This window comes from Romboutsia sp. LXY-2 (assembly GCF_056171995.1).
The window spans coordinates 450,016-467,822 of record NZ_JBKFGI010000006.1 but is presented as its reverse complement, the minus strand read 5'-3'; the positions used below and the strand labels follow the sequence as shown (position 1 = coordinate 467,822).

The window sequence follows — 17,807 nt, the reverse complement described above, 5'->3', positions numbered from 1 at the left end:
GATTGAATGGAAGAAAAGAAGAAAGTCGATAGACTGAGTATAATAAAAAACATTATACTTATAGTATTTGTAGTTATATCTATAAAAATATTATATATGACTACATTTAAGTATGAACACTATACAACATTAGCTGAAAATAAAACATATAAAGAGCTTCCTGTTAAAGCCCCTAGAGGTGAGATAAGAGATAAATATGGAAGATTGTTGGCTGGAAATACTAATCAATTTACTGTTCAAGTTTCAGGTAATGGGATAAATAGGAAAGATGAAAATAATAAATCTATGGCTAATGATATATGCCTAAACTTAATTAATATTTTAGAACAAAATAATGAAGAGTACATAGATGAGTTTCCTATATATATTGAAAATGGTAAATATTACTACACTTATGATAAAAATATACGTCAATGGAAGTCAGATAATGAGATTCCACAAGGTTTAAATGCAAAAGAAAGTTTTTATTATTTAGTAGATAGATTGATATCAGAAGAAATATTATCTATAGAAGATAAAAGATTAGATGCATCAAAACTTCAAGCTAAATTAAATGAAAATGGATACTATCCTCCAATCCTAATTAGCAAATGGATATTTACGGAAGAGAGAAATAAGAGAGATTGGTTAGGTAGTTACAAGATCACGGATTATGAAACTAGCGCAGAAGACGCATTTAAAGAAATTAGAAACAACAAAAAAATCTATGATATAGACGAGAATTTAAGTAATGAAGATGCTAGAAAAATAATGGTTGTAAGAAATTTAATAAAGTCTCAAGGATACTCTCAGTACAATCCTGTAACAATAGCAAAAGATATTAGTCAAGAAACAATATCGCAATTAGAAGAGAAAGCAATGGAATTACCGGGTGTATCTGTAGCTGTAGAACCTGTAAGATACTATCCAAATGGAACATTAGCATCACATATAATAGGACATATGGGTAAAATGTCTTCAGATGAAGAGCGAGTATATCTAAATGAAAAAGAAAAGAAATACTATAAAGGAGACTTTGTAGGAAAGACAGGTATAGAACAATATTATGAAGATCAACTTCGTGGGGTTGATGGATATCAAACGGTACAAGTTGATGCTTTAGGTAGAATTACTAAAAAACTTGATGTATCTGAATCTAAGTCTGGTGATACGGTGTATTTAAGTTTAGATATGGATTTACAAAAGGTTGCTGAAGATTCTCTAAAAAATGCTGTTCAGGTTGCAAATAAAGGCGGAACTTTCAAAAGTGAATATGGGGATAAAAGTTTCTCAACATCACAGCCTAATGCAAAATCAGGAGCAATTATGGCAATAGACCTTAATAGTGGTGATGTTTTAGCGATGGCTAGTTATCCGGATTTTGACCCAAATATGTTTGTATCTGGAATATCATATGAAGATTATGAAAGTTTACAACCGAAAAATAAAAATGATGTACTTGCTCCAAATAATCTTGTTAACTTAAATACTCAGGCAGCATTCCAGCCTGGATCTACATTCAAAATGGTTACAGGTATGGCAGCTTTAGATAATGGGCTAAGTCCAAATTATGCAATTAATGACCCTGGGGTTATAAGACTTGGAACAAGAAATTTCGCCGATTATGTTTGGCATAAATCAAGAAGTAACCATGGATATACAGACTTATACAAGGCTATACAAGAGTCTTGTAATATATATTTCTACACAATAGCTAGTGGTAAAAACTGGACAGGTGGTAAAGATCCAAACGTGAAAATTGATGCAGAAGATGTTTTAGAATATGCAAAATTATTTGGACTTGATGATTTCACAGGTTTAAATGAAGAAATAGGAGAAAAAAGAGGTCGTGTACCAAGTAAAGAAAGTAAGTTAACAAGTACACAAGCTTTATTAAGAAGTGCTCTTACAAGAGAAATGGCCAATGACTTTACTGATATAAGTAAGGAGAAAAATCCTAAAGAATATGCAGAGAGAATAGAAGAAATAGTTAGCTGGGCTGGTGAAGAGAATACACCAGGCAGAGGTGAAACTATGGAGAGATTGAAAAAGCTTAATGTAAAAGAAAATAGAATAGAACCTGTAGCTGATATGGCTGTTTTTAGTTACTTTAACTTTGCAAAATGGAGTACAGCGGATACATTTAACTTAGCTATAGGGCAAGGTGAAAATGCTTATACTCCTGCTCAAATATTAAGATTTGCTGCATCAGTAGCTAATGGAGGGAAATTACTAGAGCTATCTGTAGTAGATAGAGTTATATCTAGTAATTACTCGTCAGTAGATATAGATGAGAATAAATCGGAAAATATAGATTTTAATGACCCAGAAAAACTAAAAGACTTAATGAAGGGTATGGAGAGAACTGGACTTGAGGGTACCGCTAAAAGTGTATTTAAAGATTTCCCTGTAACAACGGGTATAAAAACAGGTACGGCGGAGAAGAGTGGTAAAATACCTACAGAAAATGAATATGATTATTTATTAAGTCATGTTGGGGCTTATGGTGTTTCAAGTAAAGATGCTGTAGAGTTAGCGAATAAATTAAAAGCAGAAAAAGAAGCTGATCTTTCTAAGGATAAAGAAGAAGAAATAAAGAAACAACTTGAAAATGAAGATTTAGAAGAAGCTGATAGAAATAAATTAGAAGAGCAATTAAAAGATGGTATCAGTGTGAAATTAGAAGATACTGATAAAGTTAATGCATCTTATTTGAGAAAAGCTATAAAAGAGTTGAATCCTAAGCTTAGTGATGAAACTATAGATAGTTACAAAACGAATTATGGGGCGTTTTCATGGAGTGTTGCTTATGCTCCAGCAGATAATCCTGAAATAGCAATTGTATGCATGATACCTCAAGGTAACGAGAGTGTATACTCATTACTACCTATTAGGGAAATAATGGGGACATATTTTGGTTTATCAAAATCTAGTACTGAAGAAAATGTAGAAGTAGGAAATTCTACAGACTCTGAAGAACAAAAAAATACTAATTTAGATAACAATAAAGATATAAATTTTGCATCTCAAATAAAAAAATAAGAGGAATTGAAGATTTTTTGAAGAATATATAAAAATGATATATCACTCTGGAGGTTGTGATGTCTTTGATAGCGTTTGAAGCCCAAGAACTTGTGGAGTTCAAAGGTAATAAAAGAGGGATAATAATAAACATCAAAAGAGAAGCACCTTTTGATGAGGTGAAACAAAATATAATTGATAGGCTAGAATCATCTGTAGGTTTTTTTAATGGGGCAAAAATTGCTTCTATAAACTGTGATTACTTAACTGATATACAAATTATTGAGATAAAACATGATATTACATCAAAATTTGATGTTGAGTTTATTGAAGAACAGGTAAAGCAAGTAATTACTAATTTTCAAACTAAATATGTAAATAATTTGAGATCTGGAGAAAATGTAGAGTTTGAGGGAGATGTTGTTGTGATGAGTGATATGAAATCAGGATCACAAGTAAGTTCTACTTCGAATGTTGTAATTATGGGTGATATTAGCTCAGGTGCAAGAGTGGTAGCCGGAGGTAATGTTATAGTAATGGGGATGATAAAAGGATTTGTGTATGCAGGAGCAAGTGGTAATGACAACGCTTATGTAGTGGCGAATAATTTAAATCCTAAGATTCTTAAAATAGCAAATAATATGGCGGAAGCTCCGGATGATGATAATTTCGTAGAAAATAAGAAAATTAACCCAGAAATAGCCTTTGTAAGTAATGGAAGAATAGTGATAGAAAGTTACTTACCAAAAACAATAAAATAAATATATAAATAATAGTTAGATTCGTAGGGGGTAGTATTATGAGCGAAGTTATAGTTATAACATCTGGTAAAGGTGGAGTTGGAAAAACTACTACCGCAGCAAATTTAGGAACAGCTCTTAGTTTAGAGGGCAAAAAGACAGTTATTGTTGATGCTGATATTGGACTTAGAAACTTAGACGTAGTTATGGGTCTTGAAAATAGAATAGTTTACGACATAGTAGATGTAGTAGAAGGTACTTGTAGATTAAAGCAAGCATTAATCAAAGATAAAAGATTTGATAATTTATACTTATTACCAGCAGCTCAAACAAGAGACAAAAATGCAGTAACTGTAGAGCAGATGAAAGATTTATGTGATAAGTTAAAAGAATCATTTGATTTCATAATAATGGATTGTCCAGCTGGTATAGAACAAGGATTTAAGAATGCTATAGCTGGTGCTGATAGAGCTATAGTTGTAACAAATCCAGAAGTATCTGCAGTAAGAGATGCGGATAGAATAATAGGTCTATTAGAAGCTAATGAAATAAAAGATATACGTTTAGTAATAAATAGAATTAGACAAGATATGGTTAAGCGTGGAGATATGATGGATAAACAAGACATCATAGATATACTTGCGATAGAATTATTAGGATTAGTACCTGATGATGAGAGTATAATAGTATCTACTAATAAAGGTGAACCAGCAATACTTGATGCAAAGTCAGATGCTGGACAAGCATATAAAAACATTAGTAAGAGAATATTGGGTGAAAATATACCGATGGAAGAAATAGAAACTGAAAGTGGATTTTTTAGTAAAATTAAGAAAATGTTTGGTATGGCCAAGTAGTAAAGGGGGATATTATCCATGTTAGATATATTTAAAGTTTTTTCTAACGATGCCAAAACTAGTAAGTCTGTAGCTAAAGAAAGACTAAAGTTAGTTTTAGTACATGATAGAGTGGATTGTTCTCCACAACTTTTAGATATGATAAAGACAGATATTTTAAAAGTAATTTCTAATTATGCTGAAATAGAGGAGACTGGACTTGAAATAAAAATGTCTAAGTCTAGAGGGGATCAAGAAGATATGCCAGTGTCAGCTTTGGTTGCCAATATACCTTTAAAGCATATTAAAGATAGAAGAATGTAGATTGGATTTTAAAGGGGGGGTATCCTTATTGGCTATGCCCCCTTATTTAATTTTCTAAAAGTAAGAAAGACGGTGATATTTTGATCGATTATAAGTCAACCATAAAGTTAATAAAAGAGATAGATTGGAAGCTTATTTTAATAGTTATGGCTATATTTGCTTTTGGACTAGTTGTTTTAAGTAGTGCTACTCATGCAAATAAATCAGGTAGTTACTCTCAGTTAATAAAGCAAGGTATAGCTTTCGCGTTAGGCCTTGGTATGATAGTATTAATATTATTAATAGATTACAATGTATTGGGTAAGTACTATAAGGGCCTATATGTAATTGGTTTAATATTATTAGTTGCTGTTTTAATACCAGGTATTGGAGCAGAAAGAGGAGGAGCTAGATCTTGGGTTGAACTTGGTCCTCTAGATTTTCAAACATCAGAGTTAGTAAAATTAACATTTATATTAAGTTATGCAAAAATAGTAGAATCTAAAAGGGGAAAGCTTAATAACTTAAAGGAGATTATTTCTGTAGTAATATATGCTATACCTTTCATTGGATTGTTATTTGCGCAGCCGGATCTAGGTACCGCTATAGTTTTTAGTTGTATAATCTTAGGAATGCTATTTACAGCAGGTTTAGATATAGGATTAATTAAGAAGGCTGCAATTATATTCTTAGTATCACTGCCTGTAATGTATATGTTAATGGCTCCACATCAAAAAGATAGAATAGAAGCATTCTTAAATCCTGAGGATGTTACTTTAAAAGGTAATTATCAAGTAATGCAGTCTCTTATTGCTATAGGGTCAGGTGGCCCGACAGGTAAGGGATTATATAATGGAACTCAAAATCAGGAAGGATATCTACCTGTTCAAGATAGTGATTTTATATTTGCTGTAATAGGTGAAGAGCTAGGGGCAATTGGTATGATTGCTGTAATAGGTTTATATATTCTATTTTTAACGAGGATGATTTATATAGCCAGAGAGGCGAAGGATTTTTATGGAACCTTGATTGTAATAGGGGTTATGAGCATGTTTGCATATCAGGTAATTCAAAATATTGGTATGACGGTTGCTTTAATACCTGTCACAGGGGTTACATTACCATTTATTAGTTATGGAGGGAGTTCTTTACTAACTTCTATGGCCAATTTAGGATTAGTACTAAATGTATGTATGAGAAAGAAAAAAATAAACTTTTAATATATAAATGGAGGGGTATATGAATATAGCATTAGTAGCACATGACCAAATGAAAAATACTATGGTGGGATTTTGTATAGGGTATGAAGAGATACTTAAAAAGTATGGTCTTTATGCAACAGGGACAACAGGTAAGAGAATAATGGATGAAACTAGTCTTAATATTAATAGGTTAGCTTCAGGCCCACTTGGTGGAGATCAACAAATAGGATCTTTAATTGTTAGTCAGGACATAGATTTAGTAATCTTTTTAAGGGATCCACTTACATCTCAAGCTCATGAGACAGATATACAAGCTTTAATTAGATTATGTGATGTATATTATGTACCAGTAGCTACAAATTTAGCCTCGGCTGAAATATTTATAAAAGCCTTAGATAGAGGGGAACTTTCTTGGAGAGAGGTAAGAAAAACTAAAAGCCAAAGAGTTTAATAATTAATAAATAAAAAGCATGATAAAACTATCATGCTTTTTTTTATATAAATTTAATATTAAATTTATATAGTTCTATATGATTATTATTTTAATAATTTTCCAAAGCTAGCTCCAAATTCAAAACAATCATTTAAAGTCTCAGTACATGGAGAGAATTTTTTCTTTAAGCTTTCAATAGGCATTTTGAAAGTCATAGCTTTTAGTATACCTTCAGCCATTGTTATACCTTCACCACTCCATCCGAAAGAACCGAATACTCCGGCTATCTTACCTTGGTTAGCCATTGGATCTATTACAGAGAATAAATCCCACATAGGTTTAACCATTGTCTTATTTATAGTAGGAGAACCTAATATTATTACTTTAGACATTACTACAGTATCATGCATTTCTTTTAAACTCATAGTTTCTAAATCATATAATTTAGCTTTAACACCCTCAGCAAGTAGTCCTTTTTCTATATTCTTTGCCATTTCTAAAGTATTGCTGTAAGCAGATAAATAGAATACTGCTGCTTGATTTTGGTTTGTAGTGTTCATAACTTCTGTTGACCAGTCTAAGTATCTCTTAACAGCATCCATAGGATTTTGAGATAATATTGGTCCATGAGAAGTTAATATTGTATCAAAATCAATGTTTAAGTTTACAACTTTGTCTATAGCGCTTAATACGTGTTTAGCAAAAGGCTTAACTATACAGTCATAATAATGTTTAGATGATTTTAAGTAATCTTCACTTTCAACAGCCTTAGCATCTGTACTAGCAAAGTGACATCCGAAAGCATCACAAGTAAATAAAGTTTTATCTTCTTCAACATAAGTAAACATAGTGTCAGCCCAGTGTAAGAAAGGTGCAGTTATAAATCTTATATTTCTTTTACCTATATTTAATACTTCGCCATCAGTTATCACGTGGCACTTAAATGGCTTATTTATTTGTCCATCTAGGTATAATTTTGCAGCTTTTGTACAATATACTTCTATATTAGGATTTAAATCTAATATATACTTTAAGCTTCCTGCGTGGTCTGGTTCAGTATGGTGAACAACTACATAGTCAATATCTTCTACTTTAGTTACTTTTTCTATGTTGCTTATAAATTCATCCTTAAAATTAGGCTTTACAGTATCGAATAAAACAGTTTTTTCATCCTTTATTATATATGAATTGTAAGTAGTACCAAACTCAGTTTCCATTATTATGTCAAATACTTCTAAATCCTTATCTACAACACCAGTAAAGTAAATATCTTTTTTTATTTCGAATACATTATTCATTTAATAACCTCCTAAAATTCTCATCATGCATATTGTATACCCAATCTTTTAGTTCTAAAACATATAAACAAAAAATATCATAGGTATATATTGCCACTGAGATAATTTATATATTCACTAAGTCTATTATAACTCTAATTTAGAGAAGAAAGATAAAAAAAATACAAATTATTACTATATTAATATAACAAATTGGAAAAACTAGAAAATAGTATTATTATGTATTTAAAAAATAATATTAAATTGAAGTCTTAATGAAATTATAATAAAATTTTGATACATAATATCATATGGTGTATAATAATAGTTATGCTTAAATAAATTATAAACAATAAACTTACTGGAGGTTTTCATAATAAATGAACGAAAAAGTAGATTTAAAAAGAATTCTTAAAAAAGTAGAAAAACCTGCTAGATATCTTGGTAATGAAGTAAACTCAATACATAAAGATACTAGTAATAATGACTTAATAAGATATGCTCAATGTTTCCCGGATCTTTATGAAGTTGGGATGAGTCACTTAGGAAGTCATATTTTATATCATGTTATTAATAAGAATGAAAATGTATACTGTGAAAGAGTATACTCACCTGCTGTAGACATGGAAAAAATGATGAGAGAAAGAAACATACCAATGTTTGCTTTAGAATCAAGAGAGCCGATAACAAACTTTGATTTTGTTACATTTACACTACAATATGAGCTTTCTTACACGAACATATTAAATATATTAGATTTAGCTAATATACCTCTATTAAAAGAAGAAAGAAAGTTAGAAGATCCATTTGTAATGGTAGGTGGACCTTGCGCATATAATGCAGAGCCTTTAGCTGACTTCGTAGATATAGTAATACTAGGAGAAGGTGAAGAAGTTAACTTAGAAGTAATAAATGAATATAAAGCTTGGAAAGAAAACAAAACTTCTAGAGAAGATTTCTTATATAGAATATCTAAGATAGAAGGAGTTTATATACCAAGTTTCTACGATGTTACATATAATGAAGATGGCACTGTAAAGGAAGTTGTGCCAAATAGAGATAATATACCGGCTAAGCCACATAAGAGAATAATAAAAGACGTTGAGACTGTTGAATATCCAGAGAAGCTTATAGTTCCATATATAGAAACAGTACATGATAGAGTAGTATTAGAACTATTTAGAGGATGTACAAGAGGGTGTAGATTCTGTCAAGCAGGAATGATTTATAGACCTATAAGAGAAAAGAGCGTTGATAGATTAAAGGAAATAGTAGAGAAGCTTATTAAAAATACTGGCTACGATGAAATATCATTATCTTCATTAAGTACTAGTGATTATAGTGAATTATCAGAGCTTACTGATCACTTAGTAGAAGAATATGCTACTAAGAATATAGGTATATCACTTCCATCATTAAGATTAGATAACTTCTCTATGGAGATAGCGGAAAAGATACAACAAGTAAGAAAATCTGGACTTACTTTTGCACCAGAAGCCGGAACTCAAAGACTTAGAGATGTTATAAATAAAGGTGTTACAGAAGAAGATTTAGCAAATGCAACAAGAAAAGCATTTGAAATGGGATGGAATAGCGTTAAGTTATACTTCATGATAGGTCTCCCTACTGAAACATATGATGATTTAGATGGTATTGCAAACCTTGCATATGATGTTATAGACACTTATAGAAGTGTACATGGTGGAAAGATAAGAAGAGCATTTGGAGTTACTGTAAGTACATCTACATTCGTTCCGAAGCCTTTTACACCTTTCCAATGGCATGGACAAGATACTACTGAAGAAGTAGTTGAAAAGCAAAGACATTTAGTAAGAAAATTAAAGAATGGAAATATAAAATACAATTACCATGACTCTAAAACAAGCTTAATGGAAGCTGTAATAGCTAGAGGAGATAGAAAAATAGGTAAAGTAATTTATGATGCATTTAAAGCTGGAGCTAAGTTTGATGGATGGTCAGAATACTTTAGCTTAGATACATGGAAAGAAGCTATGGAAAAGAACGGTCTTTCTATAGAATTCTATGCTCATAGAGATAGAGAATATGATGAAGTATTCCCTTGGGATCATATAGATGTTGGTGTTAGCAAAAAGTTCTTAATAAGAGAAAATGATAAGGCTAAAGAAGATACTATATCTTTAGATTGTAGACACAAGTGTAATGGTTGTGGAATTAATGCACACGACATCGGAAGGGGGTTATGTTAATATGAGTAAAATAATAAGACTTAAGTTTAAAAAAGAAGGAGATATGATATACATATCACATCTTGATTTACAAAGACTATTACAAAGAGCTTGTAGAAGAGCTGAAATAAATGTATCACATTCTCAAGGGTTTAATCCTCATCCTAAGATGAGTTATGGGAATGCCTTAGCACTTGGTACAGAAAGTCAAGGAGAGTACGTAGATATAGAAATAGAGGATGATTTTACTGCAGAAGAAATATTAACTAAATTAAATAGTACACTTCCTGTAGGAATTGAGTTTATAAAAGCGCAAGAAATAACGCCTCAAACTCCTTCGTTAGCATCAACTATAGAATATGGTGAATATATATTTAATATAGAGTTAGATAAGCCTTTATCAAAAGAATATGTTAAAGGTAAGTTATTAGATTTTATGAGCCAAGAGGAAATAATAATAACAAAGAAAAATAAAAAAGGTAGAATGGTAGAGTCTGATATTAGACCAATGATAAAGACTTTTGACATATTAAGCTTAGAAGGTAATAACATTACTCTTGAAGCAACGATAGCAACAGGATCTAAAGCTAACTTAAATACGAATATATTTATACCTAAAATATTAGGAATGTTAGAAATAGAAATGGATCCACTAGATGTAGACATATTAAGAAGAGATTTATATGTAGTAGAAGACGGGCAGTTAGTTTCTCCTATGTAGATTATAAAAAAGGTGGGCGCTTAGCCCACCTTTTAAAATGTAATAAAGTATTTGATTAGTGTTATAATAATAGTTATAAATATATAAGCTTAGGAAGTGAAATAATGAAAAAAATAGTAATTGAATCTTTAGTATCATCACAAAAAACTGCAATAATAGAAGATGATAAACTAATGGAATTATTAATAGAGGATAATATCAAAAGTAAGACAGTTTCAAATATATATAGGGGAGTAGTAAAAAAAGTATTACCAGGAATAGATGCATGTTTTATAGATATTGGTTTTGAAAAGCTAGCATACTTACAACTAAAAAATAACAAAGAAATAAAAGCTGGTCAGGATATATTGGTGCAAATCAATAAAGAAGAGATAGGAACAAAAGGTGCAAAACTTAATACAGAAATAAGTTTAGCAGGAAGATATTTAGTTTATATACCTTCTAATGATAGAGTAACTATTTCTAATAAAATTACCAATGAAAAAGAAAGATTTAGACTAAAAAAAATAGCTAATTCTATAAATAAAGATAAATTAGGATTAATTATAAGAACAGAAGCTCAAGGTTGTAGTATAGAAGAACTAGAAGCTGATATAGACGAGTTAAGAGTGAAATATGAAGAGATTTCAAAAGAATATATACTAGGTATAGGACCTAAATTACTTTATCAAGAAATGGATTTTGCAACTAAATATGTAAAAGATAATATTAATGATGAAGTAGAAAAAATAATAACTAATAGTAATGAAAAATATGAAGAGTTAAAAGGAATAATAAAAAATATTAACAAAGAATATATAAGTAAGTTAATATTAGAAGAAAATAAAGATATATTTGACTTACATAGAATATCAAATGAAATAGAAAAAACTTTAAATAAAAAGGTTTGGTTAAAAAGTGGAGGCTATTTAATTATAGAAAGAACAGAAGCCCTTACTGTTATTGATGTTAACACTGGAAAATTTACAGGAAGTATAAAGTTAGATGAGACAGTTTTTAAAACAAACTTAGAGGCAGCTATTGAAATAGCAAGACAACTAAGGCTTAGAGATATAGGTGGAATAATAATAATTGATTTTATAGATATGCATAAAAAGCAATACAAGGATGAAGTGTTAAAGGTACTAGATGAAGAACTTAAAAAAGAAAAAAGAAAAACAGAAGTCTTAGGTATGACAAAACTTGGGTTAGTCGAAGTTGCGAGAAGAAGAGATAAAGATTCAATAGATAAATATTATTTAACACAGTGTAATGATTGTGAAGGTAGTGCTACTACAAAATCGATAAATAGCATTTTAGATGATATTGAGAAAGAAGTAATGAGAATTAAAGAACATACAAATTACAAAAAAATTAATATAGAAATGAATAAAGATGAATATTTAATTATAAATAAAAATTTTATGGATATAATTGATAAAATAAGTAAAAAGTATGATATAATCTTAGTGCTAGAGTCTAGCAATACATTAAGTAACAAAAAATTAAATATTATTTTTAATACTTAGTTGACAAAACGACAAAAAAAGAGTATTATTAATAACTGTAATGCCGCACAGGAAAGGTCATAAACCTCTTAGAAGGTACCTTTTATGGCGAGTTTAAGACCGAGGAGGTGTATTTAATGTACGCTATAGTAAAGACTGGTGGAAAGCAATATAAAGTTTCTGAAGGTGATGTTTTATTCGTTGAAAAGTTAGAAGCTAACGCAGGTGATGTTGTTACTTTAAACGAAGTATTAGCTTGCACTAAAGATGGAGAGTTAGTAGTAGGATCTCCAGTTGTTGAAGGTGCTTCTGTTCAAGCTAAAGTTGTTGAACAAGGTAAAGCTAAGAAAATAATAGTTTTCAAGTATAAGGCTAAGAAAGACTACAGAAGAAAGCAAGGACATCGTCAACCATACACTAAGATAGTTATCGAAAAGATAAACGCTTAATTGTAGGATGATAAAAGTAAAATATTATTATAACGATGACTTTTTGCTTAAAGGATTCTGTTTAAAGGGACATGCTGACTATGCCGAAATCGGATATGATATAGTATGTGCTGCAGCTACTTCTCAAAGTATTGCTGTAATAAACTCTTTAGACAAGTTAGTTAAAGTTGAATTTGAAACAGTAGTTGGACAAGAAGGTCATATAGAATGTGTTGTTAAAGATGCATTTATAAAAGACTCTCAATTACTATTAAATCATTTTCAATTAGCTATTCAAGAAATTAAACGGGAATACCCAAAAAATATAAAAATCTTAAAAAAGTAGGGGGTGACTCCATATGTTAAAAATGAACTTACAGTTACTTGCATCTAAGAAAGGGGTAGGGTCTTCTAAAAACGGTAGAGATTCTATAGCTAAGAGATTAGGTGTTAAGAGATACGACGGACAATTAGTAACTGCTGGAAGTATAATAGTAAGACAAAGAGGTACTAAGATACATCCAGGAACTAACGTAGGTATAGGTGGCGATGACACTTTATTTGCATTAGTTGATGGTACTGTTAAATTCGAAAGAAAAGATAAGAAAAGAAAGAAAGTTAGTGTATACCCAGTTTCAATAGCTGAGTAATATATTAAAAAAGGAGTGTATCTGCACTCCTTTTTCTTGTAAATAGAGATAAAAGTATTTATCTTCGTATTATTGGAGATAATAAATAAAAAAAGTTTTAATCAAGTAGGTGATTAATATGTTTATAGATAAAGCTAGAATATTTGTTAAGGCCGGAAATGGCGGAAATGGTGCGGTAGCTTTTAGAAAAGAAAAATACGTTCCAGCTGGTGGACCAGAAGGCGGAGACGGTGGAAATGGTGCAAGTGTAATATTTGAAGTTGATTTAGGTCTTAGAACTCTTATGGATTTTAAATATCAAAGAAAGTACCATGCCGAGCCTGGTGGAGATGGAACAAAAGGAAGAAGAGCAGGAAAGAATGGAGATGACTTAGTACTTAAGGTACCTCCAGGAACAATAATTAGAGATGAAGAAACTAATTTAATATTAGCGGATTTAAAAGAAGAAGGCGATAGAGCTGTTATTGCAAAAGGTGGTAGAGGTGGTAAAGGTAACCAACACTTTGCTAATGCAGTAAGACAAGCTCCAGCTTTTGCTAAGTCTGGAACAGATGGACAAGAAAGATGGGTAACACTTGAGCTTAAAATGATAGCTGACGTGGGACTTTTAGGTTTCCCTAACGTAGGAAAATCTACTTTCTTATCAGTTGTAACTGCAGCTAAGCCAAAAATAGCTAATTATCACTTTACAACATTAACGCCAAATTTAGGAGTTGTTCAAACTAAGTTTGGAGATAGTTTTGTATTAGCGGATATACCGGGACTTATTGAAGGTGCCGCTGAAGGAGTTGGACTTGGTCATGACTTCTTAAGACACGTTGAAAGAACTAAAGTTTTAATACATATAGTTGATATATCAGGTATAGAAGGTAGAGATGCTTTAGAAGATTTTGACAAAATAAACTCAGAATTAGCAATGTATAACGAAAAATTAGCTTCAAGACCTCAAGTGGTCGTTGCTAATAAAATAGATATATTAGAAGATGAGAGTATATTTGAAGAATTTAAAAACGAGCTAGAAGGCAGAGGATACAAAGTATTCAAAATGTCAGCAGCGACACGTCAAGGAATTGATGACGTTATAGCATATGTTTCTCAGTTATTACAAGAAGCTGAAGAAATTGAGTTAGTTTCTGAAGAAGAAATGTATAGACCAGAATTAGATATAAAAGAAGATGAAGGTTTATCAATAGAAATAGAAGATGGAGTATATGTTGTTACAGGTAAATCACTTAGAAGAATTATGTACTCTGTTAACTTTGATGATATGGAATCTCTACAATACTTCCAAAAAGCTATGGAAAGCCAAGGTGTATTCGATAGACTTAGAGAAATGGGTATAGAAGATGGAGATACAGTTAGAATTTACGAAATAGAATTTGAATTCTACAACTAGGATTTAAGATACGAGGTGACAAAATGTTAAAAGGAAAGCAAAGAGCATACTTAAGATCTTTAGCTAACACTTTAAAACCTACTACTCAAATAGGTAAAGAAGGTGTAACAGAAAGCTTCTTAGATCAATTAGATAATATGTTAAAAACTAGAGAACTAGTTAAGGTTACTATACTTGAAAATGCAGGTCTAGATACTAAAGAAACTGCAAATGCAGTATGTGAAGCTTTAAGAGCGGAATTTGTTCAAGCTATAGGATCTAAGTTTACTGTATATAAAAAGAATAATGAAGAACCAAAGATATTCTTCCCAGGACATGAGCAAGCAAAAGCTAAAGTTAAGCAAGCAAATGTGACTAAAAAAGGAAAACCAACTAAAAAATCTGTAAGATAATATTAGTTAAAATAGGCATCTGTTAATACAGGTGTCTTTTTACGTTAAAAGTAATACCATTAAAATATTTTATTGAGATAAAAGTAATAAAATGTTAAAATGAGAAAAAAATATATTTTCTTATTGTTTTGGGTATATATAGAGATAAAAAGATGACAATAATGATTAGATGTCAATGAACACAGATAAAAATAAATAGATAGACAGATAGTATACGAAAAATAGATACCTAAAAATGTAAAAAATAATTATATTAATATAGATATAAAGTTTAAAAAATGTTAAGATAATAACTATATTACTATATATATTAATGTATATTTATTAAAATGCTTAATTAATATTAAGTGACTTATTTGAGGAGGACAATAATGAGAGTAATAATAATCGGTGGTGTAGCTGCTGGTATGAGTGCTGCAGCAAAATTAAAAAGAATGAAACCAGAATATGAAGTTGTAGTATATGAAAAAACGGATGTAGTATCTTTTGGGGCATGTGGATTACCATACTTTGTTGGAGGATTCTTTGATGATGCAAATAACATGATTGCTAGAAGTCCAGAAAAGTTTAAAGAGTCAGGAATTGACTTGAATATATTCCACGAAGTTACAAATGTGGATTCTAACGCAAAGAAAATAACTGTAAAAAATGTACGAACAGGAGAAACTTTCGAAGATTCTTATGATAAACTAATGATAGCAACAGGAGCGAGTGGTATAATACCTCCTATAAAGAATGTTAAGCTTGAAAACGTATCTACATTAAAAAGCTTAGAAGATGGGATAAAAGTAAAGGAACTATTAAACAAAGAAGAAAATAAAAATGTTGTAATAATAGGTGCTGGATTCATAGGATTAGAAGCTGTAGAAGCTGCTAAAAAATTAGGAAAGAATGCGACTGTAATACAATTAGAAGATAGAATATTACCACAAGTATTTGATAAAGAGATTACTGATGTATTAGAAGAAGAAATAAGAAATCATGATGTAGACTTAAGATTAGAAGAAATAGCTTCTGAATTTGTAGGAGAAACAAAAGTAGAAAAGGTAATAACAAACAAAGGTGAAATAGATGCTGATGTTGTTATAATAGCAACCGGAGTAAGACCAAATACAGCATTCTTAAAAGAAACTGGTATAGAAATGTTACCTAATGGAGCTATAATAGTTGATGAATACGGTAAAACTTCAGTAGAAGATATATATGCAGCAGGTGACTGTGCTACTATCAAAAATATAGTAAGTAATCAAGATGTATATGTACCTTTAGCTACAGGAGCAAACAAGCTAGGTAGAATAGTCGGAGAAAACTTAGCTGGTGAAAATAATGCATTCCAAGGTTCTTTATCATCAAGTTGTATAAAAGTTATGGATATGGAAGCAGCTGCAACTGGAATAACAGAAGCAGGTGCACAAAAATTAGGATTGGATTATAAAGTTAAGTTTATATCTGATTTTAACCAAACTAACTACTATCCAGGCAGAAATAAAATATATGTAAAACTTGTTTATGATGCAAAAACTAAGGTTATCTTAGGTGGGCAAGTTGCAGGATTTAAAGATTCTGTACAGAGAACTAATGTTATAGCGGCGGCTATATTTGGTAAACTAACTACTAGCCAATTAGGAATGCTAGATTTATGTTATGCGCCACCATTTGCTAGAACTTGGGACGTTTTAAACGTTGCAGGTAATGTTTGTAAATAATAAATTATAAAATAATGGAGAAGGGTGATTTTAAATCAAACTTCTCCTTTTTGTTAATAAATTAGAAATTGAATGAAAATAAAATATATTAGTCTTTAAACTGTAGTTTTAACTGAAGCCTGTCATATCCAATTATAGTATTTTCAAATACACTTGTAGCGTTTTCTAAGTATTCATTAGGATTTTCTAGAGAAGGGCTGAAGTGTGTTAATAAAAGTGTATCTACATTACCTAGTCTAGCTAGATTAGCAGCTTCTCTAAATGTCATATGTTTATTTTTAACAGCTTTAGAGATATCCATATCATCGCCATACATAGCTTCACATATAAATACATTACTGCCAGCAATAAATTCTGGGATTGAAAAAACAGGTCTTGTATCAGTAATATAGCTAATTTTAATACCCTTTCTATCATCTCCCAAAACCATATCAGGGAAATACTCTCTTCCTTCAAATACCATGCTATTACCACATTGAAGCTTTTGCCACAGTAACTTAGGAACATTATTTAACATAGCTTTTTCTATATTAAATTTAGGCGTTCTTTTAATATATAAGCTATAACCTAAACACTCTGTGGAGTGATCAAGTTTAGTTGCGTTTATTTCTATATCCTTAAGATGATCATTAACTAAAGAAAAACTTCCTTGAGGATTTTCAATAATATTAATTTTGTAGGGTAAATAATCTATTAATAATCTTATAGCCTTCATAGCATCTTTTATTCCATATGGACCAACAATAGTTAAGTCTTCTGTACGAGAACTATTACCTATTGTAGACAGTAATCCTAGAAGACCAACTATATGATCTCCATGTAAGTGACTAATAAATATTAAGTCTACATTTTTAAAACCGCAGTTTTTCATCCTCATGGAAACTTGAGTCCCTTCTCCGCAATCAAAAAGTATTTTTCTACCTTTATAATTTATGAAAAGTGAAGATAAAAACCTGTTAGGCATGGGCATGTTACCACCACAGCCAAGTAAAATTAAATCTATCATAATTAATCTCCTTTGAAGATAAA

17 protein-coding genes are annotated in these 17,807 nt (G+C 30.6%); 15 read left to right on the top strand and 2 right to left on the bottom strand.

What is annotated here, in order from left to right; all coding sequences use genetic code 11:
• The first annotated feature begins 6 nt into the window (after positions 1-6).
• The 6 genes from ACI48P_RS13405 to ACI48P_RS13380 all read left to right on the top strand — a co-directional run bounded on the left by ACI48P_RS13405 (position 7) and on the right by ACI48P_RS13380 (position 6,532).
• Positions 7-3,021, top strand: a complete 3,015-nt coding sequence (locus ACI48P_RS13405) for a penicillin-binding transpeptidase domain-containing protein (protein WP_475216484.1) — start codon at positions 7-9, stop codon at positions 3,019-3,021.
• A gap of 59 nt (positions 3,022-3,080) precedes the next feature.
• Entirely contained in the window at positions 3,081-3,761 is a 681-nt protein-coding gene (locus ACI48P_RS13400; RefSeq protein WP_475216482.1) for a septum site-determining protein MinC, read from the top strand.
• 38 nt (positions 3,762-3,799) lie between these two features.
• On the top strand, positions 3,800-4,597 hold the full coding sequence (gene minD, locus ACI48P_RS13395) for a septum site-determining protein MinD (protein ID WP_475216480.1): 798 nt from the start codon (positions 3,800-3,802) through the stop codon (positions 4,595-4,597).
• A gap of 18 nt (positions 4,598-4,615) precedes the next feature.
• Positions 4,616-4,900: a cell division topological specificity factor MinE gene (gene minE, locus ACI48P_RS13390; protein WP_475216478.1), complete on the top strand. Its 285-nt coding sequence runs from the start codon at positions 4,616-4,618 to the stop codon at positions 4,898-4,900.
• An 80-nt stretch (positions 4,901-4,980) separates the two neighbouring features.
• Entirely contained in the window at positions 4,981-6,099 is a 1,119-nt protein-coding gene (rodA, locus tag ACI48P_RS13385) for a rod shape-determining protein RodA (protein ID WP_475216476.1), read from the top strand.
• Positions 6,100-6,118: 19 nt separating this feature from the next.
• Positions 6,119-6,532 (top strand): methylglyoxal synthase, encoded by a 414-nt coding sequence (locus ACI48P_RS13380; protein ID WP_475216474.1) that lies wholly within the window; start codon positions 6,119-6,121, stop codon positions 6,530-6,532.
• An 86-nt stretch (positions 6,533-6,618) separates the two neighbouring features.
• Here ACI48P_RS13380 and ACI48P_RS13375 read toward each other — a convergent pair whose 3' ends face one another.
• Positions 6,619-7,812 (bottom strand): FprA family A-type flavoprotein, encoded by a 1,194-nt coding sequence (locus ACI48P_RS13375; protein WP_475216472.1) that lies wholly within the window; start codon positions 7,810-7,812, stop codon positions 6,619-6,621.
• A 359-nt stretch (positions 7,813-8,171) separates the two neighbouring features.
• Here ACI48P_RS13375 and ACI48P_RS13370 point away from each other — a divergent pair, with 359 nt between their 5' ends.
• The 9 genes from ACI48P_RS13370 to ACI48P_RS13330 all read left to right on the top strand — a co-directional run bounded on the left by ACI48P_RS13370 (position 8,172) and on the right by ACI48P_RS13330 (position 16,778).
• The gene (locus ACI48P_RS13370) at positions 8,172-10,019 is read left to right on the top strand and encodes a TIGR03960 family B12-binding radical SAM protein (RefSeq protein ID WP_475216471.1); all 1,848 of its coding nucleotides are present in this window, start codon (positions 8,172-8,174) and stop codon (positions 10,017-10,019) included.
• A gap of 1 nt (position 10,020) precedes the next feature.
• Positions 10,021-10,719, top strand: a complete 699-nt coding sequence (locus ACI48P_RS13365; RefSeq protein WP_475216469.1) for a TIGR03936 family radical SAM-associated protein — start codon at positions 10,021-10,023, stop codon at positions 10,717-10,719.
• 104 nt (positions 10,720-10,823) lie between these two features.
• A complete protein-coding gene (locus ACI48P_RS13360) occupies positions 10,824-12,227 on the top strand; it encodes an Rne/Rng family ribonuclease (RefSeq protein WP_475216467.1) in 1,404 nt (467 codons plus the stop codon).
• A gap of 116 nt (positions 12,228-12,343) precedes the next feature.
• Complete coding sequence (rplU, locus tag ACI48P_RS13355) at positions 12,344-12,655, top strand: 50S ribosomal protein L21 (RefSeq protein WP_475216465.1); 312 nt, start codon at positions 12,344-12,346, stop codon at positions 12,653-12,655.
• Between the two features lie 7 nt (positions 12,656-12,662).
• Positions 12,663-12,980 carry a ribosomal-processing cysteine protease Prp gene (locus ACI48P_RS13350; protein WP_475216464.1) on the top strand — a complete coding sequence of 106 codons (318 nt, stop codon included), beginning with the start codon at positions 12,663-12,665 and terminating at the stop codon, positions 12,978-12,980.
• A 13-nt stretch (positions 12,981-12,993) separates the two neighbouring features.
• Positions 12,994-13,284 carry a 50S ribosomal protein L27 gene (gene rpmA / locus ACI48P_RS13345; RefSeq protein WP_475212533.1) on the top strand — a complete coding sequence of 97 codons (291 nt, stop codon included), beginning with the start codon at positions 12,994-12,996 and terminating at the stop codon, positions 13,282-13,284.
• Between the two features lie 118 nt (positions 13,285-13,402).
• Positions 13,403-14,680, top strand: a complete 1,278-nt coding sequence (gene obgE, locus ACI48P_RS13340) for a GTPase ObgE (protein WP_475216462.1) — start codon at positions 13,403-13,405, stop codon at positions 14,678-14,680.
• 23 nt (positions 14,681-14,703) lie between these two features.
• Positions 14,704-15,072, top strand: a complete 369-nt coding sequence (locus tag ACI48P_RS13335) for a YhbY family RNA-binding protein (RefSeq protein WP_475216460.1) — start codon at positions 14,704-14,706, stop codon at positions 15,070-15,072.
• Between the two features lie 371 nt (positions 15,073-15,443).
• Positions 15,444-16,778, top strand: coding sequence for a CoA-disulfide reductase (locus ACI48P_RS13330; protein ID WP_475216458.1), 1,335 nt, complete (start codon positions 15,444-15,446; stop codon positions 16,776-16,778).
• 88 nt (positions 16,779-16,866) lie between these two features.
• Here the strand turns inward: ACI48P_RS13330 and ACI48P_RS13325 are convergent, their stop codons facing one another.
• Positions 16,867-17,784: a ribonuclease Z gene (locus ACI48P_RS13325; RefSeq protein ID WP_475216456.1), complete on the bottom strand. Its 918-nt coding sequence runs from the start codon at positions 17,782-17,784 to the stop codon at positions 16,867-16,869.
• Positions 17,785-17,807 lie beyond the last annotated feature (23 nt).

Excerpts from the sequence above, each read along its gene's own strand:
- rpmA (WP_475212533.1), top strand. The coding sequence starts at position 12,994 with ATGTTAAAAATGAACTTACAGTTACTTGCATCTAAGAAAGGGGTAGGG.
- ACI48P_RS13370 (WP_475216471.1), top strand. The coding sequence starts at position 8,172 with ATGAACGAAAAAGTAGATTTAAAAAGAATTCTTAAAAAAGTAGAAAAA.
- rplU (WP_475216465.1), top strand. The coding sequence starts at position 12,344 with ATGTACGCTATAGTAAAGACTGGTGGAAAGCAATATAAAGTTTCTGAA.
- ACI48P_RS13380 (WP_475216474.1), top strand. The coding sequence starts at position 6,119 with ATGAATATAGCATTAGTAGCACATGACCAAATGAAAAATACTATGGTG.
- ACI48P_RS13405 (WP_475216484.1), top strand. The coding sequence starts at position 7 with ATGGAAGAAAAGAAGAAAGTCGATAGACTGAGTATAATAAAAAACATT.
- ACI48P_RS13375 (WP_475216472.1), bottom strand. The coding sequence starts at position 7,812 with ATGAATAATGTATTCGAAATAAAAAAAGATATTTACTTTACTGGTGTT.
- minE (WP_475216478.1), top strand. The coding sequence starts at position 4,616 with ATGTTAGATATATTTAAAGTTTTTTCTAACGATGCCAAAACTAGTAAG.
- ACI48P_RS13365 (WP_475216469.1), top strand. The coding sequence starts at position 10,021 with ATGAGTAAAATAATAAGACTTAAGTTTAAAAAAGAAGGAGATATGATA.
- ACI48P_RS13330 (WP_475216458.1), top strand. The coding sequence starts at position 15,444 with ATGAGAGTAATAATAATCGGTGGTGTAGCTGCTGGTATGAGTGCTGCA.
- minD (WP_475216480.1), top strand. The coding sequence starts at position 3,800 with ATGAGCGAAGTTATAGTTATAACATCTGGTAAAGGTGGAGTTGGAAAA.
- ACI48P_RS13335 (WP_475216460.1), top strand. The coding sequence starts at position 14,704 with ATGTTAAAAGGAAAGCAAAGAGCATACTTAAGATCTTTAGCTAACACT.
- ACI48P_RS13400 (WP_475216482.1), top strand. The coding sequence starts at position 3,081 with ATGTCTTTGATAGCGTTTGAAGCCCAAGAACTTGTGGAGTTCAAAGGT.
- ACI48P_RS13350 (WP_475216464.1), top strand. The coding sequence starts at position 12,663 with ATGATAAAAGTAAAATATTATTATAACGATGACTTTTTGCTTAAAGGA.
- obgE (WP_475216462.1), top strand. The coding sequence starts at position 13,403 with ATGTTTATAGATAAAGCTAGAATATTTGTTAAGGCCGGAAATGGCGGA.
- ACI48P_RS13360 (WP_475216467.1), top strand. The coding sequence starts at position 10,824 with ATGAAAAAAATAGTAATTGAATCTTTAGTATCATCACAAAAAACTGCA.
- ACI48P_RS13325 (WP_475216456.1), bottom strand. The coding sequence starts at position 17,784 with ATGATAGATTTAATTTTACTTGGCTGTGGTGGTAACATGCCCATGCCT.